Origin of the sequence: Streptomyces sp. NPDC002138 (assembly GCF_040296485.1) — a bacterium.
Lineage (GTDB): Bacteria > Actinomycetota > Actinomycetes > Streptomycetales > Streptomycetaceae > Streptomyces.
The window spans coordinates 18872-42330 of record NZ_JBEOXE010000027.1; the positions used below are offsets into that span (position 1 = coordinate 18872).

General features: G+C 72.4%; 15 protein-coding genes. 3 read left to right on the forward strand and 12 right to left on the reverse strand.

What is annotated here, in order from left to right:
- Positions 1 to 192: 192 nt before the first annotated feature.
- A complete protein-coding gene (locus ABT084_RS19150; protein ID WP_351045054.1) occupies positions 193 to 3081 on the reverse strand; it encodes a vitamin B12-dependent ribonucleotide reductase in 2889 nt (962 codons plus the stop codon).
- A 118-nt stretch (positions 3082 to 3199) separates the two neighbouring features.
- Complete coding sequence (gene nrdR, locus ABT084_RS19155; RefSeq protein ID WP_351045056.1) at positions 3200 to 3712, reverse strand: transcriptional regulator NrdR; 513 nt, start codon at positions 3710 to 3712, stop codon at positions 3200 to 3202.
- Positions 3713 to 4194: 482 nt separating this feature from the next.
- Between nrdR and lexA the strand changes: the two genes are divergently transcribed.
- Entirely contained in the window at positions 4195 to 4986 is a 792-nt protein-coding gene (lexA, locus tag ABT084_RS19160; RefSeq protein WP_351045059.1) for a transcriptional repressor LexA, read from the forward strand.
- A gap of 133 nt (positions 4987 to 5119) precedes the next feature.
- On the opposite strand, the gene ABT084_RS19165 is transcribed toward lexA, so the two are convergent.
- Genes ABT084_RS19165 through ABT084_RS19180 form a run of 4 tightly spaced genes read right to left on the reverse strand, consistent with a single transcriptional unit; the run spans position 5120 to position 11662 of the window.
- On the reverse strand, positions 5120 to 7090 hold the full coding sequence (locus ABT084_RS19165) for an ATP-dependent DNA helicase (RefSeq protein ID WP_351045062.1): 1971 nt from the start codon (positions 7088 to 7090) through the stop codon (positions 5120 to 5122).
- A 52-nt stretch (positions 7091 to 7142) separates the two neighbouring features.
- Positions 7143 to 8999, reverse strand: coding sequence for an IucA/IucC family protein (locus ABT084_RS19170; RefSeq protein WP_351045065.1), 1857 nt, complete (start codon positions 8997 to 8999; stop codon positions 7143 to 7145).
- A 50-nt stretch (positions 9000 to 9049) separates the two neighbouring features.
- A complete protein-coding gene (locus ABT084_RS19175) occupies positions 9050 to 9706 on the reverse strand; it encodes a GNAT family N-acetyltransferase (RefSeq protein WP_351045067.1) in 657 nt (218 codons plus the stop codon).
- Between the two features lie 15 nt (positions 9707 to 9721).
- Positions 9722 to 11662 carry an IucA/IucC family protein gene (locus ABT084_RS19180; RefSeq protein WP_502968974.1) on the reverse strand — a complete coding sequence of 647 codons (1941 nt, stop codon included), beginning with the start codon at positions 11660 to 11662 and terminating at the stop codon, positions 9722 to 9724.
- Positions 11663 to 11882: 220 nt separating this feature from the next.
- Between ABT084_RS19180 and ABT084_RS19185 the strand changes: the two genes are divergently transcribed.
- Entirely contained in the window at positions 11883 to 12770 is an 888-nt protein-coding gene (locus tag ABT084_RS19185; protein ID WP_351045073.1) for a hypothetical protein, read from the forward strand.
- A gap of 10 nt (positions 12771 to 12780) precedes the next feature.
- Here ABT084_RS19185 and ABT084_RS19190 read toward each other — a convergent pair whose 3' ends face one another.
- On the reverse strand, positions 12781 to 14175 hold the full coding sequence (locus ABT084_RS19190) for a diaminobutyrate--2-oxoglutarate transaminase family protein (protein WP_351045211.1): 1395 nt from the start codon (positions 14173 to 14175) through the stop codon (positions 12781 to 12783).
- Positions 14176 to 15114: 939 nt separating this feature from the next.
- On the opposite strand from ABT084_RS19190, the gene ABT084_RS19195 reads away from it, so the two are divergent.
- Positions 15115 to 16293 (forward strand): trypsin-like serine peptidase, encoded by a 1179-nt coding sequence (locus tag ABT084_RS19195; protein WP_351045076.1) that lies wholly within the window; start codon positions 15115 to 15117, stop codon positions 16291 to 16293.
- Between the two features lie 107 nt (positions 16294 to 16400).
- Here the strand turns inward: ABT084_RS19195 and hflX are convergent, their stop codons facing one another.
- The 5 genes from hflX to ABT084_RS19220 form a co-directional block, all read right to left on the reverse strand.
- Entirely contained in the window at positions 16401 to 17906 is a 1506-nt protein-coding gene (gene hflX / locus ABT084_RS19200; RefSeq protein WP_351045079.1) for a GTPase HflX, read from the reverse strand.
- 188 nt (positions 17907 to 18094) lie between these two features.
- Complete coding sequence (locus ABT084_RS19205; RefSeq protein ID WP_351045082.1) at positions 18095 to 19534, reverse strand: M1 family metallopeptidase; 1440 nt, start codon at positions 19532 to 19534, stop codon at positions 18095 to 18097.
- 143 nt (positions 19535 to 19677) lie between these two features.
- Positions 19678 to 21774 carry a RelA/SpoT family protein gene (locus ABT084_RS19210; protein ID WP_351045085.1) on the reverse strand — a complete coding sequence of 699 codons (2097 nt, stop codon included), beginning with the start codon at positions 21772 to 21774 and terminating at the stop codon, positions 19678 to 19680.
- Between the two features lie 141 nt (positions 21775 to 21915).
- On the reverse strand, positions 21916 to 22797 hold the full coding sequence (dapF, locus tag ABT084_RS19215; protein ID WP_351045088.1) for a diaminopimelate epimerase: 882 nt from the start codon (positions 22795 to 22797) through the stop codon (positions 21916 to 21918).
- Positions 22798 to 22831: 34 nt separating this feature from the next.
- Positions 22832 to 23401, reverse strand: coding sequence for a hypothetical protein (locus tag ABT084_RS19220; RefSeq protein ID WP_351045213.1), 570 nt, complete (start codon positions 23399 to 23401; stop codon positions 22832 to 22834).
- Positions 23402 to 23459: the final 58 nt, after the last annotated feature.

Here is a 23459-nt window from a genome sequence, read left to right on the forward strand (position 1 = left end):
CCCACTCTGCGTTCACGCCGTGTGCGCGACGGTGGAGCCTAGCCGGTGATCGTTTTCTGGGAAACAGGGAAAATCACAGGTCACAGGTCACAGGTCGCTTGTCAGCGCGCGCGGGTACGACGAAGGGGACCGGCCAAAGACCGGTCCCCTTCGTCAGCCGAACATCAGCCGAACATCAGCCGCGCCCGAACATCAGCTGCAACCGCTGGTCGAGCCGCAGCCCTCGCAGATGTAGCAGGATCCCGCGCGCTGCATCTTCGTACCGCAGGAGAAGCACAGCGGTGCGTCGGCGCTCACGCCGAGCTGCATCTCCACCAGTTCCGCGCTCGAGTGCGCCTGCTTGGGAGCGGGCACCTCCACGACCGCGACCGGCTTGAGCACGGCCGGGACGACCGTGAGCGGGGCCGCCGGAGTCAGGGACTCCGTGTCCAGCTCCTCCTCGAGCGGCTCGTACGAACCGGTGTCGAGGTGACGCTGGCGCTCCTCGGCGGAGTGGATGCCGAGGGCGGAGCGGGTCTCGAAGGGCAGGAAGTCGAGCGCGACGCGCCGGAAGATGTAGTCGACGATCGACTGCGCCATCCGCACGTCCGGGTCGTCCGTCATACCGGCCGGCTCGAAGCGCATGTTCGTGAACTTCGCGACGTACGTCTCCAGGGGGACGCCGTACTGCAGACCGACCGAGACGGCGATGGAGAAGGCGTCCATCATGCCCGCGAGGGTCGAACCCTGCTTGGACATCTTCAGGAAGACCTCGCCCAGACCGTCGTCCGGGTAGGAGTTCGCCGTCATGTAACCCTCGGCGCCACCGACCGTGAAGGAGGTGGTGATGCCCGGGCGGCCCTTGGGCAGGCGCTTGCGGACGGGACGGTACTCGATGACCTTCTCGACCGCCGTGCGGATGGTGTCCTCGGCCTTGGCGGTGACCTCGGCCTTCTCCTCTTCCTTCTTCTTCGCGGAGAGGGGCTGGCCGACCTTGCAGTTGTCGCGGTAGATCGCGAGCGCCTTGACGCCGAGCTTCCAGGCCTCGAAGTAGATCTCCTCGATCTCTTCGACGGTCGCCGTCTCCGGCATGTTGACCGTCTTGGAGATCGCGCCGGAGATCCAGGGCTGGATCGCGGCCATCATGCGGACGTGGCCCATCGCGGAGATGGAACGCTCGCCCATCGCGCAGTCGAAGACCGAGTAGTGCTCGAGCTTGAGGCCCGGGGCGTCCACGACCACACCGTGTTCGGCGATGTGGGCGACGATCGCCTCGATCTGCTCCTCCTGGTAACCCAGGCGGCGCAGGGCCTGCGGGACGGTGCCGTTGACGATCTGCATCGAGCCGCCGCCGACGAGCTTCTTGAACTTGACCAGGGCCAGGTCAGGCTCGACACCGGTGGTGTCACAGGACATCGCGAGACCGATGGTGCCGGTCGGCGCGAGCACGGAGGCCTGCGCGTTGCGGAAGCCGTTCTTCTCGCCGAGGCGCAGGACGTCCTGCCAGGCCTCGGTGGCCGCGGCCCAGATCGAGTTGTCCAGGTCCTCGGTGCGCGGCGCGACGGCGTTGGCGTCGGCGTGCTGCTTCATGACGCGCTTGTGCGACTCGGCGTTGCGGGCGTAACCGTCGTACGGGCCGACGATCGCGGCCAGCTCGGCGGAGCGCCTGTACGCCGTACCGGTCATCAGCGAGGTGATCGAGGCGGCGAGGGTGCGGCCGCCGTCCGAGTCGTACGCGTGGCCGGTGGCCATCAGCAGGGCGCCGAGGTTGGCGTAGCCGATGCCCAGCTGGCGGAAGGCGCGGGTGTTCTCGCCGATCTTCTGCGTCGGGAAGTCCGCGAAGCAGATGGAGATGTCCATCGCGGTGATGACCAGCTCGACGACCTTGGCGAAGCGCTCGGCGTCGAAGGACTGGTTGCCCTTGCCGTCGTCGTTGAGGAACTTCATCAGGTTCAGCGAGGCGAGGTTGCAGGACGTGTTGTCCAGGTGCATGTACTCGCTGCACGGGTTGGACGCGGTGATGCGGCCGGACTCGGGGCAGGTGTGCCAGTTATTGATCACACCGTCGTACTGGATGCCCGGGTCGGCGCAGGCCCACGCGGCCTCGGCGAGCTTGCGGAAGAGCGCCTTGGCGTCGACCTTCTCGATGACCTCGCCGGTCATGCGGGCGCGCAGACCGAACTCGGTGCCGTTCTCGACGGCCGTCATGAACTCGTCGTTCACACGGACGGAGTTGTTGGCGTTCTGGTACTGGACGGACGTGATGTCGTCGCCGCCCAGGTCCATGTCGAAGCCCGCGTCGCGCAGGGCGCGGATCTTCTCCTCTTCCTTCACCTTGGTCGCGATGAAGTCCTCGACGTCCGGGTGGTCCACGTCCAGGACGACCATCTTGGCCGCGCGGCGGGTGGCGCCGCCCGACTTGATCGTTCCGGCGGACGCGTCGGCGCCGCGCATGAAGGAGACCGGGCCGGAAGCGTTGCCGCCGGAGGAGAGGAGCTCCTTGGAGGAGCGGATCCGGGAGAGGTTCAGGCCGGCGCCGGAGCCGCCCTTGAAGATCATGCCCTCTTCCTTGTACCAGTCGAGGATCGACTCCATGGAGTCGTCGACGGCCAGGATGAAGCAGGCGGAGACCTGCTGCGGCTGGGGCGTGCCGACGTTGAACCACACCGGCGAGTTGAAGCTGAAGATCTGGTGCAGGAGCGCGTAGGTCAGCTCGTGCTCGAAGATCTCGGCGTCGGCGGGCGAGGAGAAGTAGTCGAAGTCCTCGCCGGCCTTCGTGTAGGTCTTCACGATCCGGTCGATCAGCTGCTTGAGACCGGTCTCGCGCTGCGGGGTGCCGACGGCCCCGCGGAAGTACTTGCTGGTGACGATGTTGACCGCGTTCACCGACCAGAAGTCGGGGAACTCGACGCCACGCTGCTCGAAATTGACCGAGCCGTCGCGCCAGTTGGTCATGACGACGTCACGACGCTCCCAGGCCACCTCGTCGTACGGGTGCACGCCAGGGGTCGTGTGGATGCGCTCGATCCGAAGGCCGCTCTTCGAGGCCTTGGTTCCCTTGGTGCGGGAACCTCGTGCCGAGCCGCTCGCCGTCTCTGTCATTGCCGCCTCCCATATACGGGCGAAACGCCCTATTGTGCCCGCGAAATTCCGTGGCACGGTGTTGACTGTGATCTACGTACGTGGCCTGGCTGATCCCGGCCGCGCTGCGGCCGCCCGATCAGTCGGCGGCGGAGGCGGGCACGGGGACCGCGGAGGTCCCACCGGGCTCGCACTCTTGGGTGTGAGTCCGCCGGTCACGGAGTTCCGTGATGGCGGTCTCGAAGTCTTCCAGCGTGTCGAACGCTTTGTACACGGACGCGAACCTGAGGTACGCGACCAGGTCCAGCTCCTGCAGCGGACCGAGTATGGCCAGACCCACGTCGTGGGTGGTCAGCTCGGCGCTGCCGGTGGCGCGCAGCGCCTCCTCGACCCGCTGGCCGAGCTTGGCGAGGGCGTCCTCGGTGACCGGCCGCCCCTGGCATGCCTTGCGGACGCCCGAGATGACCTTGCTCCGGCTGAAGGGCTCGGTCACTCCGCTGCGCTTGATCACCATCAGTGACGCGGTCTCGACGGTGGTGAAGCGGCGGGAGCAGTCCGGACACTGACGGCGCCTGCGGATCGACGTCCCGTCGTCCGTGGTGCGACTGTCCACGACGCGACTGTCGGGGTGCCTGCAGAAGGGGCAATGCAAGGCTTCCGACCCTCCTTCTCGGCACGACTGAATGACCTCCCGAAAGGCCCGGACAGCAGCAGCCGACAACAGAGGCACGGCTCTGTCAGGGGCTCGGGAAGCAGCCACCAGCATATGCGATGTCGGGGCTCTCGGCAGACCGGGGACCACAACCTCTGGGCGGCTTCGCCCATCCAACCACTAGATCTTGGGTTGCGGAGGATTTACGTCGCTCCGCGTGTCGCGACCCGTGTCGGCCGGATATGGGGCCCGCGAGTGCCACACTGGGCGCAACCGGACCGGGGCGATCCAACCGGCAACGGTACCGTAAGCGGTGGATGCCGGACCGAACCCGCGTTCGGCAGACCGCTCGTCTATACACCCCTCAACATGGCCGCGATAAGCAATCTGCGATTTTTCACTCGAACGTGTGTTTGGCGCAACCTTTCGAAAGCAACTACCGTTGTCCAGCGAGGGAGAACATTTCGAGAGGGGCCGCAGACGTGACCACCACCGCAGACAGTGCCACCATCACTGCCCAGAACCGCTCCCAGAGCCGACTCGAGCCGGTGCATGCCATGAACGACGCCAGCCTGAACCCGGAGGCGGAGCCTGTGCGCCCCGCACGCTCGCTGCCAGGGCGCCCTCCAGGCATCCGCGCCGACAGCTCAGGACTCACGGACCGGCAGCGGAGGGTCATCGAGGTCATCCGCGACTCGGTGCAGCGCCGCGGCTACCCGCCGTCGATGCGCGAGATCGGCCAGGCGGTCGGCCTGTCCAGCACCTCTTCGGTCGCCCACCAGCTGATGGCCCTGGAGCGCAAGGGCTTCCTGCGCCGTGACCCGCACCGGCCGCGGGCGTACGAGGTGCGCGGCTCCGACCAGCCCAGCTCGCAGCCCACCGACACCACCGGCAAGCCCGCCGCCTCCTACGTCCCCCTGGTGGGCCGGATCGCCGCGGGCGGACCGATCCTCGCCGAGGAGTCGGTCGAGGACGTGTTCCCCCTCCCCCGGCAGCTCGTCGGCGACGGTGAGCTGTTCGTCCTCAAGGTCGTCGGCGACTCCATGATCGAGGCCGCCATCTGCGACGGCGACTGGGTCACGGTCCGCCGCCAGCCCGTCGCGGAGAACGGCGACATCGTCGCCGCCATGCTGGACGGCGAGGCCACGGTCAAGCGTTTCAAGCGCGAGGACGGCCATGTCTGGCTGCTCCCGCACAACTCCGCGTACCAGCCGATCCCCGGCGACGAGGCGACCATCCTCGGCAAGGTGGTCGCGGTCCTGCGGCGTCTCTGACGGTCGCCGCCACCATCCGGCCCCGGGACTCACTGCGCCGTGTCCCGGGGCTGCTCCATGCCCGCCGTGTCCGTGGGCTGGCCCGCCGGGTCCGGGGGCTGCTCCATGCCGACGGCGGGCAGCCGCTACCGGTCTACTTGCCGTCGGCCTTCGCGGTCGCGTCGATGGCGGCCAGCGAGCGGCGGACCTGGTTGCGGTCCGTGGTGTACCAGAAGTCGGGCAGCGTGGCCCGGACGAAGCTGCCGTAGCGGGCGGTGGCGAGCCGCGGGTCCAGCACCGCGACCACGCCGCGGTCGCCGGAGGCCCGTACCAGCCGGCCCGCGCCCTGGGCCATGAGCAGCGCCGCGTGGGTCGCGGCGACGGCCATGAAGCCGTTGCCGCCGCGCTCCTCCACCGACTTCTGGCGTGCGCTCATCAGCGGGTCGTCCGGGCGCGGGAACGGAATCCGGTCCATGACCACCAGCTGGCAGCTGGGGCCGGGCACGTCCACGCCCTGCCAGAGCGAGAGCGTTCCGAACAGACAGGTCTGCGGATCGGCGGCGAACGCCTTGATCAATTCGCCGAGCGTCTCCTCACCCTGGAGCAGGATCGGGTTCTCCAGCCGCCCGCGCAGCTCCTCGGCCGCCGCCTTCGCGCCGCGCATGGAGGAGAACAGGCCGAGGGTGCGGCCGCCCGCCGCCTCGATCAGCTCGGCCAGCTCGTCGATCATGTCCCCGCGGGTGCCCTCGCGGCCGGGCGTGGCCAGGTGCTTGGCGACGTAGAGGATGCCCTGCTTCGGGTAGTCGAACGGCGAGCCGACGTCCAGGCCCTTCCAGACCGGTGCGTCGTCCCCCTCGACCCCCTCGGGAGAGAGCCCCATCGAGGCCGCGACGCCGTTGAAGTCCCCGCCCAGCTTCAGGGTCGCGGAGGTCAGGACCACGGAGCGGTCCTCGAAGAGCTTCTCGCGCAGCAGCCCGGACACCGAGAGCGGGGCGACCCGCAGGGTCGCGCCGAAGCGGTCGTGACGCTCGTACCAGACCACGTCGTATGCGGAGCCGAGGGTGATCCGCTCCGCCACGCCGTGGATGCTCTCCACCGCGGCGAGGGCTTGCTTGCGCACCGCGTCCTCGTCGTGGACGGACTTGTCGCGGGTGCCGCCGATCGCCGAGATCACGTTGCGCGAGGCGTCGCGGAGCGCGAGCAGGGCGTAGCCGAGGTCCTCGGGGATCTCCTCCAGGCGGCCGGGCAGGGCCAGCTCCATCACCCGCTCGAAGGTCTCGGCGGCGGTCTGGAGGGAGTCCGCGATCTTCTCGTTGACCAGCTTCGCGGAGCGTTTCACGGCGCGGTTGACCTGGCCGGGAGTGAGCTCGCCGGTGGCGACCCCGGTGACCCGCGAGACCAGCTCGTGGGCCTCGTCGACGATCAGCACCTCGTGCTGCGGGAGCACCGGAGCGCCTTCGATGGCGTCGATGGCGAGCAGCGCGTGGTTGGTGACCACGACGTCGGCGAGCTTGGCGCGCTCGCGCGCGGCCTCGGCGAAGCACTCCGCGCCGTACGCGCACTTCGTCGCGCCCAGGCATTCCCGGGAGGAGACGGAGATCTGGGCCCAGGCCTTGTCGGAGACGCCCGGGGTCAGGTCGTCCCGGTCGCCGGTCTCCGTCTCGTCCGACCAGTCGCGCAGGCGCAGCAGGTCCTGCCCGAGCTTGCTCGTGGGGGCGGCCGCTTCGAACTGGTCGAAGAGGCCCTCCTCCTCGTCCTGCGGCGCGCCTTCGTGCAGGCGGTGCAGGCAGAGGTAGTTGGACCGGCCCTTGAGCATGGCGAACTGCGGCCGCCGGCGCAGCTGCGGGTGCAGCGCCTCGACCGTGCGCGGCAGGTCGCGCTCGACGAGCTGGCGCTGGAGCGCGAGCGTGGCGGTGGCCACGACCACGCGCTCGCCGTGGGCGAGGGCGGGCACCAGATAGCCGAGGGACTTTCCGGTGCCGGTGCCGGCCTGGATGAGCCGGTGGGAGCTGTCGTCGATCGCTTCGGCGACGGCTTCGGCCATGGCCACCTGGCCGGGACGCTCCGTGCCGCCGACGGCGGTGACGGCGGCGTGCAGCAGGTCGGTGAGAGAGGGCTTCGTCATAGCACTGCCAACCCTACGGGGCGCCACCGACAGCGAGCGCACCGGCGAGTGATCACGACGGGTACAGGGGGTTGGGCACGGTGCCGTGCACGACGGCGTGCGGACGGTCCGGGCGGTCGCGGTAGCCGTCCTCGTAGAGCCGGTTCCGGTTCAGGCAGAGCCGCGCGATCCGCTCGGTGAGCAGGTCGAACAGCTCGTAGCGCTCCTTCAGCTCGGGGAAGCGGGCCTGGTGACGGAGGATTTCCGCCCGTACGAGCGACCAGAAATCGCGCTCGGGAACGCCGAGCCGGTCCTCGCAGATCGCCGAGAGGTAGCGGAAGACCCCGATGAAGAGTCCCGAGTGGATGAACTGGGGCAGGAAGTCCGCGGGCTCGGTGAGGAGCACCGCGCGGACCTCGTCGGGCATGGTCGCCTGTTCGGGCAGCGGCTCGCGGCTGACGTTGATGTCGTCGACGAAGTCCTTGACCGCGAGCCGGACGGGAACGTCGCGCTCGTCGAAGATCACGATCGTGTTCTCGCCGTGGGGGGAGAACACGGTGCCGTAGCGGTAGAGGAAGTGGAGCAGGGGCGGCAGCAGGGCGGCGAAGAGGTGCCGTAGCCAGAGCGCCGGAGACAGGCCGGAGCGGGCGATCAGCTCGGCGGTGAAGGACCGGCCGCGCGGGTCGATGTGAAGCAGCGAGGCGAGCGTCCGGGCCCGCTCCCCCGGGGCGAGGTGGCCGGTGAGCGGTTCGCGCCAGATCGCGCCGAGCAGCTCTCGGTACTGGTAGGGGACCTCGGGCAGCTCGTCGTACACCGGATGCCGCACGGTGACGGAGGCGACCTCGCCGAGCAGCACGACCCGGCATTCGTCGCGCAGGAAGGGATCGGCGTCGCGCAGGGAGTGGACCCAGGCCGTGACGGCGGGCGCGGCGAGGGTGAGGTCGGTGGGCAGGCCGCGCCAGACCATGGTGTTGAAGACGGACAGGGGGAGCTTGACGGTGTGCCGGTCGGGGCGGGTGAGGTTGAGGAAGGTCCGGATCGACTGCTGCGGAAGGCGTACGTCGAGGTCCGCGGGCAGCGGGACCAGGGCGCCCGACGCCAGGGCGGGGGCGAAGAGCGGGAGCACCACCTCGTCCCACTGCCAGGGGTGGACCGGGAGGTAGAGGTAGCCGCTGGGGTCGAGGCCGCGGTCGCGCAGGGTCCGGTCGAAGGCGGCGCGGGTGACGGGGTCCAGCTCGGCGGCGTAGAGGCGGGCGGGGTCCGCGAGGCCGGCGGTGCCGCGGTAGGCGGCGAGCGAGGTGTGGGCGGCGAGCCAGGGCAGGCGCTGGCGGGTCCGCGCCTCAGGGGCCCAGGCCGCGGCGTCCGCGGCGGAGAAGCCGAGGCGGCCCTTGTTGAGGACGAGCCAGGGGTGACCGCTCTGGTGTCCTTCGAGCGCCGCGTGGTCGAGGTCGGCCAGGAGGTCCGCGGTGAGCGCGGTGTGGTCGACGCGCGCGTCGGCGGCGAGGGTCGCGCTCAGTTCGCGGACGAGGTGGCCGAGGGTGGTGCCGTCGAGGCCGAGGAGGTTCCGGGCGCGGACGAGGAAGCCGTAGGGGTCCCCGAAGGCGGTGGCGGGGGCGGTCGAGGGGGCCGGGGCGGCGAGGGTGATGGTGCCGGGGTCGACCTGCCAGCTCCCGTAGACGCGGCGGCGGGCCCGGAAGCCGAGGGAGCCGCCGTCGTCGAGGGTGAGCGTCCAGGCGTCACCGTCGGCGGCCGGGGCCGGGACGGGGCGGATGATTTCCTCGTAGGCGAATTCACCGAGCATCTTGGCCAGGAGCCGACGGGCGACCACGTCCCAGGTCACCCGGTTCAGTTCGGGTGGGGTGCGGGGGTCCTGCGGCGACGGTGGCAGCGCCGCCTCGGCGGAGTCCGGGGCAGCGGAGAAATTCGGCACAAGACTCCTCGGGATCGGGAACTTAGCTGCGTGGCGCAGAGTTTTCATGGTCAGAGGAGATTGCGCAGGGCCCTCTCGCGGATCATCAGGGCGGCGCGCTTCTCGGGAAGGTCGATTTCCGCGGAACAGCGGAAACCGGAGTTGAGGAAGGCTGATACGGAGGGGGTGTTGCGCATGTCCGGTTCGGCGATGACGCGCGCGCAGCGGGGGCGGTTGTCGAGCACCAGGTCGGCGACGGCCCGCAGCAGAGCGGTGCCCAGCCCCCTGCCCCGGTTCGTTCCGTCCCCGATGAGCAGATGGATACCGGTGTCGTGGGGGCGCGCCGGGTAGTGGCGCGCGATCGGGTCGAGGTCGGCCCGGTAGATCTCCCAGTAGCTCATCGGGGTGCCGTCGAGCATGCCGAGACAGGGAATGCTGCGGCCGTCTCCGTCGAGCTGCTCCCGCAGGTGCGCGGCGGTCACGGAGGCGGGGCCCTCGAGTTCCCAGAAGGCGGCCACCTCCGGGTCGTTCATCCACCGGGTCAGCAGTTCCAGGTCGCGCCCGATGCGTACGGGCTCCAGGCGGAAGGCACCGAACGGGGTGGCGGCGGCGCCCCAGGCGGCCGGTGACTCCAGGAGGTCGGCCTCGGCGAGCAAGGGCAGCAGCTCGGCGGGAATGCGCAGTTCGAGTGTGTCGGCGGCGGCGAATCCGGCGTCGGTCGGGGGCATGGGCTCTTCTCCGCGTCAGTCGTGAAGGGGGTTGGCGATGGTGACGTAGACGGATTGGGTGTCGACGGGGCCGACGAGCTCGTCGAGGCCGCCGAGGCGGGTGAGCAGATTCGCCTTGCACCGCAGGGTGGGTGAGTCGAGCAGCTGCGCGGGAAGCGGTCCGAGGGCGGTGGCCTTGCCGAGGAAGCGGCGGAAGGCGGCGAGCAGGACGCGTTCGTCGGCGAGCCGCTGGGAGCCGAAGGCCCCGATGAGACCGAACACGTTGTTGATGGCGAGGTAGTACGCGAAGCGCTCGTCGGTGACGGCGTCGGAGACGAAGGTGTCGCTGGCGCTGCCGATACCGGGCAGCCGGTGCTCCAGTTCCGCGCGGTGGGAGTCGCGGAAGTAGTAGCCCTGGTTGTCGCGGTAGCGGCCGCCGACGGGCCAGCCCGCGGGGTCGAGCAGGACCAGGGTGTTCTGCTGGTGCGCTTCGAGGGCGATGCCCGCGAGGGCGTCGAGGGCCAGCACCGGCAGGACGACGTGGTCGAGGTAGCGCAGGAACCACTCGGCGGCGACGGCGGATGTGGGCCGCCCGGTGGCGAAGGCGAGCCGGGCGACCAGCTCGGCCAGGCGTGAACGCATCGTGGTGCGGCCGGGCCGAGGCCGGGGGGAGGTGAGCGCGGCGACGCAGACGGCGTCGTCGCCCGGACGGAAGGGGTTGTGGCGCAGCAGGGCGTCGAGGCCGGGGACGGGGGCGCCGTCCAGGGCGTCGACGGCGACCCAGGCGGGGTCGCGCACGATGTCGAAGCCGGGGTGGACCGCCTGCCACTCCTCGACCAGGCCGGAGCGCAGCAGTCGGTGCACCTCGACGCCCCGGTGGAGTTCCTTGCGGAGGTTCTCCCGGCGGGAGTTGGTGATGCGCAGGCCGAGCGACAGCTTGATCATCGCCGCGGCGCCGGGGCGATGGACGGTGCGGATGGAGGAGGTCGGGTACCAGGGGTCGCCGTGCGGCCCGAGGTCGTGCAGGAGTCCCGCGTCGAGGAGGGCCGCGACGGCGGGGCGCTGGAAGAGGTCGCGGGCCTGCCAAGGGTGCAGGGGAAGGGGGGTGGTGCCGTCGGGGAGCCGGAGTCCGGGGGCGAGCCGGCCGAGCAGCCGCTCGGCCGGGACGAGCCGGCCGCGTTCGGTCCAGGCGGAGTCGGTGGCGAGGACGCAGGGGTCGACGGCGGTCCAGTGCAGGGGGAAGGAGCCGTGCAGTTCGGGTGAGTACCGGCGGACCTCCGCTTCGGAGAGGCCCTCGCGGCTCTTCGGGGTGGGATGAAGGGGGTGACCGAGGAGCAGGGACTGCTCGGCGGTGAGGAAGAGGTCACCGTCGACGGGGGCGGGGGCGACGGGGCGGGTGCGCCGGTCGGCGATGAACTCGGCGGTGCGGCGGACCGAGTCGGCGACCCGGCCGACCAGATCGGCGCCACCGCGCGCGCCGCCTTCGCGGGCGATGAGTCCGGCGAGGGTGACCGCGTCCAGCGCGGGGGCGTCGGCGGGAGCGCCCTCGAGCCGGGCGGGGGCGAAGCGGTGCCAGCCTGCCGGGGACCAGTGCCGGACCGCGATGAGCAGGGCCGTGCCCGAGGCGGGCAGGGGGATGCGCAGCGGGGTGCCGGGGGGCCCGTCGGGGCGGCCGACGCCACTCTCACGTACCCAGCACCGCAGCAGGTTCTCCACGGCCGCCGCCTCGGCCGCGACGGCCGGGTCGGGATGGTCCAGCAACTCGGGCAGCACCACCGGCCCGGCCTCGGGCAGGCGGCCCGCGGGCGAGGGCCCGGCTGCATCGGTCCGGGGCAGGCGGGTCGCGGGCGGGGAGCCGGCCGTAGGCGGGCGAGCACCGGGCGAAGCCTCGGCCGTCGGCAGGCGGCCACCGGGCGGGGCCCCGGCCGTCGGCAGGCGGCCCCCGGGCGGAGCCCCGGCCTCTTCGGTCCCGGGCAGGCGGGTCGCGGGCGGGGCCCCGGCCGCCAGCAAGCGGCCACCGGGCGGAGTCTCGGCCTCTTCGGTCCCGGGCAGGCGGGTCGCGGTCGGGGCCCCGGCCGTCGGCAGGCGGCCCCCGGGCGGAGCCCCGGCCGTCGGCAAGCGGCCACCGGGCGGAGTCTCGGCCTCTTCGGTCCCGGGCAGGCGGGTCGCGGGCGGGGCGCCGGCTGCGTCGGTCGGGGTGCTGGTCGCACCTTGCCCGGGTGCCGGGATCCCGGGTGCGCTGGGCTCGGGTGCGCTGGACTCGGGCGCGCTGGGCTCGGGCGCGCTGGGGGTGGATGCGCTGGGGCCGGGCGGTCGGAGCCCCGTCGGGGCGAGCCTGGGCGTCGCGGTGCTGGTCGGTGCGGCGCGGGTCGGCTCGGGGGTGGCTGGCCCGATGCTGGCCGGTGCGGTGCTGGCCGGTGCGAGCCCGGCCGCCCCGGTGCCGGTCGGCTCGGGGGGCGTCAAGCCGCTGGTAGTCGGTGCGGTGCCGGCCTGTGCGGTGCTGGCCGGTCCAAACCCGGCCGCCCCGGGGCTGGTCGACTGGGGGGTGGTCGGCCCGCTGGTAGTCGGTGGGGTGCCGGCCTGTGCGGTGCTGGCCGGTCCAAACCCGGCCGCCCCGGGGCTGGTCGGCTGGGGGGTGGTCGGGGCGAGCTCGGGCGCCCGGGCGGGGACCGGGTCGGTGCTCGCCGGCTCGGCGCCGACTACTCCTGGCCCGGCCGCACTTGTGCCGGCTGCGCCGGTCCCGGTCGGTGTGGGCGCGGCTGTACCCCCGGCCGCCTGGGTGCCGGTCAGTCCGGTGCTGGTCGGTCCGGTGCTGGTCGGTCCGGTGCTGGTCGGTCCGAGGTGGGTCCCCTCGGCCCCGGCCGCTCGGGTGGTGGTCAGGTTGGACCCTGCCACCCAGGTGCTGGCCGGTGTGGTGTGGGTGAGCCCTGGGCCGGCCGTGCCCGCCGCTCCGGAGGCGGTGGCTTCCGCGCTCGTCGCGGCCGGGACGGGGGTTGCCGGGGTGCAGTCCTTCTGGCGGGGGACGGTGGCCGGGGCGTGGGGGTGGGGGTGGGGGCCGGGGGTGGGGGTCACGGGGGTTCCTTGAGGGGCTCGGTTCAGGGGTGCCGGGTGCGTTCGGCCGCGGTGATGGCGTCGGCGAGGCGGTCCAGGACGGCCGCGGCCTGCTCGTCGGTGATGGTGAGCGGGGGCAGCAGCCGGACGACGCTGGAGTGGCGCCCGCCCAGCTCGACGATGAGGCCGCGGTCCAGGCACTCCTGGCGCACGGCGGCGGCGAGGTGCGGGGCCCCGCCCCCCGCTCCGGACCCGGCCCTGCCGTCGCTCGCGTGGTCGAGGCCCTCGGGAGCGCCCGGGGCGGCGGGCGCCGTGGGGGCGGCGGGATCGACGAGTTCGACACCCAGCATCAGGCCGCGGCCTCGAACGTCGCCGATGCAGGGGTGGTCGGCGGCCAGCCCTCGCAGGGCGGCGAGCATCCGGTCGCCCACCTCGGCCGCGCGTGCGGCCAGGCCGTTCTGCCGGACGTGGGCGAGGGTGGCGGTGCCGGCTGCCATGGCCAGCTGGTTGCCCCGGAAGGTGCCGGCGTGGGCGCCCGGTTCCCAGACGTCCAGTTCGGCCCGGTACACGATCACGGCGAGCGGCAGGCTGCCGCCGATCGCCTTGGACAGCACCATCACGTCCGGGACCACCCCGGCGTGGTCGACGCCCCAGAAGGCACCGGTGCGCCCGACGCCGGTCTGGACCTCGTCGGCGATCAGCGGGATGCCACGGGCCGCGGTGATCTCGCGCATCCGGCGCAGCCAGGCGTCCGGGGCCGGGATGACCCCGCCCTCACCCTGGAGCGGCTCGACGATCATCCCGCCGGGCGTGGGCACCCCGCTCTTGGGGTCGTCCAGGAGGCTCTCGGTCCAGCGGGCGCTGAGCCGGACGCCCTCCGGTCCGCCGACGCCGAAGGGGCAGTCGTGGTCGCGGGGGTAGGGCAGCCGGGTCACCGAGACGTCCCGGGCTCCGCCGGAGGCGGCCAGGGCCCCGGCGGTCATGCCGTGGTAGGCGCCGGTGAAGGCGAGCAGACCGCTGCGGCCAGTGGCGGTGCGGACGAGTTTGAGCGCGGCCTCGACCGCGTCCGTACCGGCCGGTCCGCAGAACTGGACGCGCGCGTTGGCCGCCAGGGCGGGCGGCAGGTTCGCGAACAGCTCGGTGGTGAAGGCGTCCTTGACCGGTGTCGCCAGGTCCAGGACGTGCAGCGGGGCTCCGGAGTCGATGACCTTGCGGATCGCCTCCAGAACCACGGGGTGGTTGTGCCCGAGGGCGAGCGTTCCGGCGCCGGAGAGGCAGTCGAGGTACCGGCGGCCGTCGGCGCCCTCGATCGTCATCCCGCGCGCCCGGACAGGGACGATCGGCAGCGCGCGGGCGTAGGTCCGGGCGGCGGACTCCCGGAGGGACTGCCTGCGCAGGATGCCCTCCGCGCCCCCGCCCGGCCCGGTCGCCGACGCCACGGAGAATCTCGCGGGCGCGTGCTGCGCGGGCACCCGCGCAGCGGGCTCGCAAGGCGACGGAGGGGACAGCGTCGGCCCGGGCGGCGCAGCCGCGCACAGTGCGGGCTCGGCCGGCGCCTCGACGGACGACCCGAGAACGGCCGGCGCGGGCTCGCAAGGCGCAGCAGCCGGAAACGTCGGCTCAGGCGGCGCAGCAGCGGACAGCGCGGGCTCACCCCCCGCGAGGGCGGACAGCGCAGGCACGGGCGCCGTAAGTGCTGAAGGCGACGCGGCGGACGCCACCGGGGCACACCGCGTCGGATCGGCCGGCGCCGCGGCGAACGGCGCGGGCTCGCACCGCGCAGCAGCGGACAGCGCCGGCTCAGGCGGCACAGCCGCGCACAGTGCGGGCTCGGCCGGCACCGCGGCGCACGGCCCGAGGACCGACGGCGCAGCCGCGGACAGCGCGGGCTCGGGCGGCACAGCCGCGGGCAGCGCGGGCTCCGCCGCCGCCACGGCGGACAGCGCCGGCTCGGGCGCCGTGGGGGTGGAAAGCGGTGGGGTGGACGGCGCGGGGGCGGTCCGTGCCGCCGCCGCGGCCGGCTCGGTCAAGGCCACGGGTGTCGGTCCTCCCACTTGGTTCGCCCGGTGCGCGCCGGTGCGCGCGGCCGGGTCTTCGGTCCGGGTGATCTCGCGGCCCGCGCCGCCGGGTTGCCGGGCCCGTCCGGGCCGCGGTTCCGGACTGCTCGTCCGGATTGCGCCTCGAACACGAACGCTGCTTCCCCATCCCCCGTACGTACCAACGACGATGACGGCGACGGATCACGGCCGAACGCCAAGATCCTTATGGGCAGGGGGCGTCCGGCCGCAACCGCCGCCCCGCCCGGTGTCGTCCCCCAGGGCAGCGGCATAGTGGGGTGCTGCACTCCACGCCTCGACCCACCCAGGGGGATTCACGACATGCGACGACCGAACCGACCGGTCACCGCCGTACTGTGCGCGGCCGCGCTCGCGCTGACCGCCGCGGCCTGCGGACCCGGCAACGGTGAGGCCGGCGGAGACGCCAAGCCGACCGCCGCGGCGAGCCTTCCGTCCGGATCCGACACCATCAAGATCCCGGACGAGCTGAAGGACAAGCTCAAGCAGCACGGCTTCGACATGGACAAGTGGAAGGGAGGTGCGTGGAAGAACTGGAAGAAGGAGGACTGGCTCCGCGAGGCGGGCGACTACGTCAACCCGATCATCGCGGGCCTGTGGGACCCGGACCGGATGCGTGACGCCGACGTCCCGCCGGACCGCCCCGTCACCGACCCCGACATCGGCAAGGACCAGGGCGTCACCGACCCGACGCCCGCCCCGGTCACCGCGAAGGCGGCGACCCCGCCCTTCCACACGAGCGTCCCGGAGGCCGGCAAGGTCTTCTTCGACGGACCCGAGGGCTCGATGGTCTGCTCGGCGACCGTCGTCAAGGACCCGGCACACCCCGGCAAGTCCAACATGGTCTGGACGGCGGGCCACTGCGTGCACGCGGGCAAGAGCGGCGGCTGGTACCGCAACATCGCCTTCGTGCCCGCCTACAACAACTCCGGCAAGACCTCGGCGCAGCTCAAGGGGGCGGCCCGCGAGCAGGTGGCGCCGTACGGCGTCTGGTGGAGCGACTGGGCGCAGACCTCGGACCAGTGGATCGCCCAGGGCGGTCCGACCGGTGGCGCGGGCGCCCCGTACGACTTCGCGGTGCTGCATGTGACCCCGGAGGAGGGTGCCGGCAAGTCCCTGGAGGAGACGGTCGGTTCGGCCCTCCCGGTGGACTTCAACGCCCCGGCCGTGGGCAAGGTCGCGAGCATCACCGCGACCGGTTTCCCGGCGGCGGCCCCGTTCGACGGCCAGAAGGCCTACCAGTGCACCGACAAGCCGGGCCGGCTCTCGCTCGTCGCGTCCGCGCCGGTGATGTACCGCATCGGCTGCACCATGACCGGCGGTTCCTCGGGTGGCGGCTGGGTCGCGACCGGCTCCGACGGCAAGCGCGCGCTGGTGTCGAACACCTCGATCGGCCCGGTCAAGGCCGGCTGGCTGGCCGGTCCGCGGCTGGGCCCGGAGGCGAAGGGCGTCTACGACGCGGTGAGCGGCAAGTTCAAGTAGGCCGGACGTACCCGCACACAGGACGTACCCGCACACAGGGAGGGCCCCCCCATCGCGGGGGCCCTCCCTGTGTGTCTGTTCCTGTTCCTACGCCGCGCCGCGCCCCGTCAGTGCTTCGCGGGGACGTACGGCGCGAGGTCCGCCGCCAGTTCGGGGTGGACCCGTGCCTTGAGCAGGGTGCCCTCCGGGGTGTGCTCCTCGGAGATGACCTCGCCCTCGGCGTGTGCCCGGGCGATCAGACCGCCGCGCGTGTACGGCACCAGCGCCTCCACCTCGACCTCGGGCCGGGGCAGTTCGCGGTCGATGAGCTCGAGCAGTTCCTCGATGCCCAGGCCCGTGCGGGCCGAGACGGCGATGGAGTGCCGCTCGATGCGCAGCAGGCGCTGCAGGACCAGCGGGTCCGCGGCGTCCGCCTTGTTGATGACGACGATCTCGGGCACGTTGACCGCGCCGACCTCGCGGATCACCTCGCGCACCGCCGCCAGCTGCTCCTCCGGCGCCGGGTGCGAGCCGTCCACGATGTGCAGGATGAGGTCGGAGTCGCCGACCTCCTCCATCGTGGAGCGGAATGCCTCGACGAGGTGGTGGGGCAGGTGCCGGACGAAGCCGACGGTGTCGGCCAGGGTGTAGATCCGGCCGCTCGGCGTCTCGGCCCGGCGCACGGTCGGGTCGAGGGTGGCGAACAGCGAGTTCTCCACCAGCACGCCCGCGCCCGTGAGGCGGTTGAGCAGCGAGGACTTGCCCGCGTTGGTGTAACCGGCGATGGCGACCGACGGCACCTTGTTGCGGCGCCGTTCCTGCCGCTTGATGTCACGGCCGGTCTTCATCTCGGCGATCTCGCGGCGCATCTTCGCCATCTTCTCGCGAATCCGGCGCCGGTCCGTCTCGATCTTGGTTTCACCGGGACCACGCGTGGCCATGCCGCCACCGCCGCCGCCACCCATCTGCCGGGAGAGCGAGGCACCCCAGCCGCGCAGTCGCGGCAGCATGTACTGCATCTGCGCGAGCGCGACCTGTGCCTTGCCCTCGCGGGACTTGGCGTGCTGGGCGAAGATGTCGAGGATCAGCGCGGTCCGGTCGACCACCTTGACCTTGACGACGTCTTCGAGGGCGATGAGCTGGCCGGGGCTGAGCTCGCCGTCGCAGACGACGGTGTCCGCGCCGGTCTCGGTGACGATGTCCCGCAGCTCGCGCGCCTTGCCGGAACCGATGAAGGTGGCCGGGTCGGGCTTGTCACGGCGCTGGATCACGCCGTCGAGTACGAGGGCGCCCGCCGTCTCGGCGAGGGCGGCCAGCTCCGCGAGGGAGTTGTCCGCGTCCTGCACGGTGCCGGTGGTCCAGACGCCGACGAGGACCACGCGCTCCAGGCGGAGCTGGCGGTACTCGACCTCGGTGACGTCTTCGAGCTCGGTGGAGAGGCCGACGACGCGCCGCAGCGCGGCGCGCTCGGAGCGCTCCAGCTGCTCGCCGTCGCGCTCCCCGTCGATCTCGTGGCTCCAGGCGACGTCCTCTTCCATCAGGGCATCGGCCCGAAGGCTCTCGGTGAAGCTCTGCGCGTCCTTCGCCTCGGGCGAGTCCTGCGCGTCCTGGGAAGGGGAAGAAGAGGAGGTCATTGGATCCTTACGTCGTTTTCGGATGGTCACCGCATGCGGTGTCCCGGGCGGGAGTGCGGGCCCGTACGTACAACGTGTCACACCGGCCGGAGATTCCCTACGGGGCCCCGGTCCGGCGGCCGCGTCGTCGTGCTGTCGATGGTGACATGCCCGTTCCCCGGCCGTCACACCCTTTTCCGCCCGGCCGCTCAGGTGCTCTTCGGCGTGGACCACTCCGGGTGGCCGGGCATCGGCGGGGTCGTCTTGCCGTACAGCCACGGCCGCAGGAAGGCGGCGAGGTCCCGCCCGGCCACCTGCGAGGCCAGTCGTACGAAGTCCTCCGTGCCCACGACCTCGTCGCGGTGCTCCGCCACCCAGCGGCGCTCGAGGTCCTCGAAGGCCGCCGCGCCGATCTCCTGGCGCAGCGCGTACAGGATGAGTGCGGCGCCGTCGTAGACCACCGGGCGGAACAGTCCGATCTTCTCGCCGGGCGCCGCCGCCTTGGGGGCGGCCGGGGGGCCGCCCGCCGCCCGCCACTGGTCGGAGCGCTGGTAGGCCTCGCGCATCCGGCGCTCCAGGGAGTAGGTGCCGAGCCCGTCGGCGTACAGGGCCTCGTACCAGGTGGCGTGTCCTTCGTTGAGCCAGAGGTCGGACCAGGTGCGCGGGGAGACGCTGTCGCCGAACCACTGGTGCGCCAGCTCGTGGACCATGATCGAATCGACGTACCACTCGGGGTAGCCGGGCTGGGTGAAGATGCCGCGTTCGAAGAGCGAGAGGGTCTGGGTCTCCAGCTCGAATCCGGTGCTGGCGTGCGCGATCAGCACCCCGTAGGTCTCGAAGGGGTAGCGGCCGACCCGCTTCTCCATCCACTCCATCTGGGCCGGGGTCTTCTTCAGCCAGGGCTCCAGCCGCGCCCGGTCCGCGGTCGGCACCACGTCGCGCAGCTCCATCCCGTGCGGGCCCTCGCGGTGGATCACCGAGGAGGCTCCGAGCGAGACCTGGGCCAGTTCGGTCGCCATGGGGTGCACCGTGCGGTACGTCCAGGTGGTCGCGGCGGCGGAACGCTCGGCCGAGACCACTGGAAGGCCGTTCGCGACCGCGGTCGTGCCGTTCGGGGCGGTGATCCGGAAGGTGAAGAACGCCTTGTCGGAGGGGTGGTCGTTGCAGGGGAAGACCCAGTGGGCGACGTCCGCCTGGTTGGCCATGGCCAGGCCGTCCGCGGTGGTGACCCAGCCGCCGTCCCCGCCGCGCGGGTCGCTGGTGTGGTGGATGGTGATGTGCAGCGGCTCTCCGGCCGCGAGGGAGCGCTCGGGGGTCAGTACGAGGTCCTCCCCGGCGCTCGCGAAGGGCGCGGGACGGCCGTTGACCTCGGCGGACAGCACCGTGCCGTGGGTGAAGTCCAGGTTGACCCGCTCCAGCGCGGCCGTGGTGCGGGCGTCGATGACGGTGACCGCGTCGAGGGGGGTGCGGTTGTTCTTGTACGTGAAGGACAGGTCGTACGAGCGGACGTCGTAACCCGGGTTGCCGAGCTGCGGGAAGAGCGGGTCGCCGATGCCCAGCGGCTGCGGCGGGGGCAGCACGGCGGCGACGAGGGTGAGGGAGGCCACGGCGAGCAGGGCGGCACGCGTGCGGGAGGAGGTGAGGCGCATCCCCACCGCATACCAGCGGCCGTCGCCCGGGCCCGCGCGACGCGTCGGCGGCGCGGACGGCCCCACCCGAAGGGGTGACTCCGCGGCCCGCCCCGCCCCTTCCCCCGTGGCGCCTCACGTGCCGGCGCGAGGCGCGTCCCGCGCTACACGCGGCTCACGTCGTAGACCCCCGGCACGTCCCGCATGGCCCGCATCAGTCCCGGCAGCCCGGTCGCGTCGCGCAGGTGCAGCGTGTAGGTGTGCCGGACGCGCTGCTCGACGGGCGGCTCGACCGTGGCCGAGATGACCTCGACGCCCTCGTGGGCGATGGCCTCGGTGAGGTCGGCCAGCAGGTGCGGCCGGCCGAAGGATTCGGCGACCAGGGTCACCCGGCAGTCGGCGGTGGCCCGCCAGTGCACGGCGACCGAGGTCCGGCCCACGGACCGCATCCGCTCGACGGCCGGGCACGCGATGCGGTGCACGGTGACGGCCCCGCCACGGACGACGAACCCGGCGACCGAGTCGGGCGGGACCGGGGTGCAGCACCCGGCGAGCCGTACGGTCGCGTCCGGCAGGTCCGCGACGGCGTTGCGCCCGCCGGGCCGCAGGCTGACCATCGGCAGCGGGGCGCGGGGCGGGGCGGTGGGCGGCTTGACGGCGGCGGGGTGGGACTGGAGCCAGGCGCTGATCGCGATCCGGGCGGCCGGGGTGCGCGCGTGGTCGAGCCAGTCGGGGGCGGGACCGGAGGACGCGTCCTGCGCCAGCAGCAGCTGCACGGTGTCGGCGTCGGCCAGCGGGGTGGCCAGGGAGGTGAGGCGCCCGTTCACACGGGCGCCGATACAGCCGTGCGCGGCCTCGCCGTACTGGGCGTAGGCCGCGTCGATACAGCTGGCCCCGGCCGGCAGGCTGATGGTGCCGTCGGCGCCCCCGCCGTCGGCCCGGAAGACGGTGATCTCCCGGTCCTGCGCCAGCTCGGCCCGCAGCGAACTCCAGAAGGTGTCGGGATCGGGCGCGGACTGCTGCCAGTCCAGCAGCCGGGAGAGCCATCCCGGCCGGGTGGGGTCGACCCGCTCCTCGTCCCCTTCGGCCTCGCCGGAGCCGCCGGGGGGCGCCGGGGCGCCGGACGCCACGGGGTTGCCGAGGGCGACGACCCCGGCCTCCGCGACCCGGTGCATCCGGTGGGTGCGGACGATGACCTCGGCGACGTTGCCCTCGGGGGTGGCGATGGCGGTGTGCAGGGACTGGTACAGGTTGAACTTGGGTACCGCGATGAAGTCCTTGAACTCGGAGACGACCGGGGTGAAACAGGTGTGCAGCTCCCCCAGCACCCCGTAGCAGTCGGCGTTCTCGGCGACGAGGACGAGGATGCGGCCGAAGTCGGAGCCGCGCGGTTCGCCCCGGGTGAGGGAGATGCGGTGGACGGAGACGAAGTGCCGGGGACGGATCTGGACCTCGGCCTGGATGCCGGAGTCGCGCAGGACGGCGCGGACGGAGTCGGCGATGCCGGGCAAGGGGTCGCGCTCGCCCGCGTGGGCGGCGATGAGGGCGCGGGTGCGCTCGTACTCCTCGGGGTGCAGGATCGCGAAGACGAGGTCCTCCAGCTCGGTCTTGAGGGCCTGTACGCCGAGCCGCTCGGCCAGCGGGATGAGGACGTCCCGGGTGACCTTGGCGATGCGGACCTGTTTCTCCGGGCGCATCACGCCGAGGGTGCGCATGTTGTGCAGCCGGTCGGCGAGTTTGATGGACATGACGCGGACGTCGTTGCCGGTGGCGACGAGCATCTTGCGGAAGGTCTCGGGCTCGGCGGCGGCGCCGTAGTCGATCCGCTCGACCTTGGTGACGCCGTCGACGATGAAGCAGACCTCGTCGCCGAATTCCTCGCGGACCTGATCGAGGGTCACGTCGGTGTCCTCGACGGTGTCGTGGAGGAGAGAGGCCGTCAAGGTGGTGGTCTCGGCGCCGAGTTCGGCCAGGATGAGGGTGACGGCGAGGGGGTGGGTGATGTAGGGCTCGCCGCTCTTGCGCATCTGCCCCCGGTGGGAGCTCTCGGCGAGCATGTAGGCGCGGCGCAGCACGGACAGGTCCGCGTCCGGGTGGTGGGCGCGGTGGGCTTCGGCGACGTGACCGATGGCATCGGGGAGCCGGTCCCGGGACGTCGGCCCCAGCAGGGCCGCGCGTCCCAGCCTGAGCAGATCGAGCCGGGTCCGGCCACGTCTGCGGAACTCGGGTCGTGCGTCGGGGTTCGTGGCCTCTGCACTCATGGGGCACCTCCGGCGGCTTCGACCGGCGGTGGTGGGCATGGGGTGAGCCCGCAGGGCCGGTGCCTGATGCTACCGACCCCACCACGTGGCGCAGTCCAGCTCTCGCTCAGCGTGAAACGGATCACCCATTAGAGGGAAGCTCTAGCCGAAAGCCGTTTCGGTGAGCCAGGCGGGATCGAACTCGCCCGTGGCCACGATGACGGCCGCTCCGGTCATGTCGACCGAGCCGTCCGGATGCTCGGTGATGGTCAGCGTGCCGCCGGGCAGGTCGACGGTGTACGTCACCGGCTCGCCGGTGACGGCGGGGTCGGCCCCGTCGCGGCGGGCGGTGGCCACGGCGACCGCGCAGGCGCCGGTGCCGCAGGAGCGGGTCTCGCCGGAGCCGCGCTCGTGGACGCGCATGGCGACGTGGCGGGGGCCGCGGTCGACGACGAACTCGACGTTGACACCCGTCGGGTAGGCGGACGCCGGGGCGAAGTCAGGGGCGGCGAACAGGGTCCCGGCGTCGTCGAGGGATTCAACGAAGGCGACGGCGTGCGGGTTCCCCATGTTCACGTTGCGCGCGGGCCAGCTGTTCGGGCCGACCGCGACCGTGACCTCGCCCTCGGGGAGGGCGGCGCGGCCCATGGCGACGGTGACGTTCCCGTCCTTGTGGAGGTGGACGTGCTTGACGCCGCCGCGGGTGGCGACGGCGAGGTCGCCCGCCTCGACGTGCCCGGCGTACTGGAGGTAGCGGGCGAAGACGCGCACGCCGTTGCCGCACATCTCGGCGATGGAGCCGTCACCGTTGCGGTAGTCCATGAACCACTCGGCCTCGCCGGCCATGGCCAGGGCCTCGGGGTGCGCGGCGGAGCGCACCACGTGCAGCACTCCGTCACCGCCGATCCCGGCCCGGCGGTCGCACAGCCGGGCCACGGCCGCGGCGGGCAGGTCGACGGCGTTGTCCGGGTCCGGGACGATCACGAAGTCGTTCTCGGTCCCGTGGCCCTTGAGGAAGGCGAGCGGCGCGGTGGTGGTGGTCACGTTCACATCGTACAAACCCGCGCCGCGGACGGGCTCAGCGGAGCCGGGCCACGCGCAGCACGGCCAGGGCCGCGACGGTCAGGACGACCAGCGCGTAGAGGGCGGCGATGCGCCAGTCCAGGCGGCGGCCGGAGCCGCGGGCGGGGAGTCCCGGCCAGGTGTAGCCGACGCGGCGGGCCGCCATCATGCCCCAGCCGCCCGCGCAGGAGCTGATCAGCAGGCCCAGCATGGCGACGACGGCGCCACCGTCGCCGAACTCGAAGGCGAGTGGGAAGGCGAACATCAGCGATCCGGCGGCGGCCAACATCACGATGGGCGCGATCTGCCAGATCCGCAGGCGCCGCTGCGGGCGCAGCTCGACCTCGAATTCGGGGGCCTGCGCGGCCGCGGCGTCCGCGGGGTCCAGACCCGACAGGTCGTCCAGGCCGCCCGGCAGACCGTCGATGCCCGCCAGGCCGTCCAGGCCCGCCAGCGCGCCGGGTCCGTCCGGGCCGTCGGGAGTCAGCCGCACGGGTTCGGCGGGCAGGCCGAGTCCGTCCTGAAGCACCGGATCCGTTTCCTGCCGGTCGCTGTCCCGCCCGGTGTCTCGAGGGCCGGCCTCCATCGCCACGCGCCCTCCCCACTCGGACTTCGTACGTTGTTGATCACCGCCGGTGTCCACA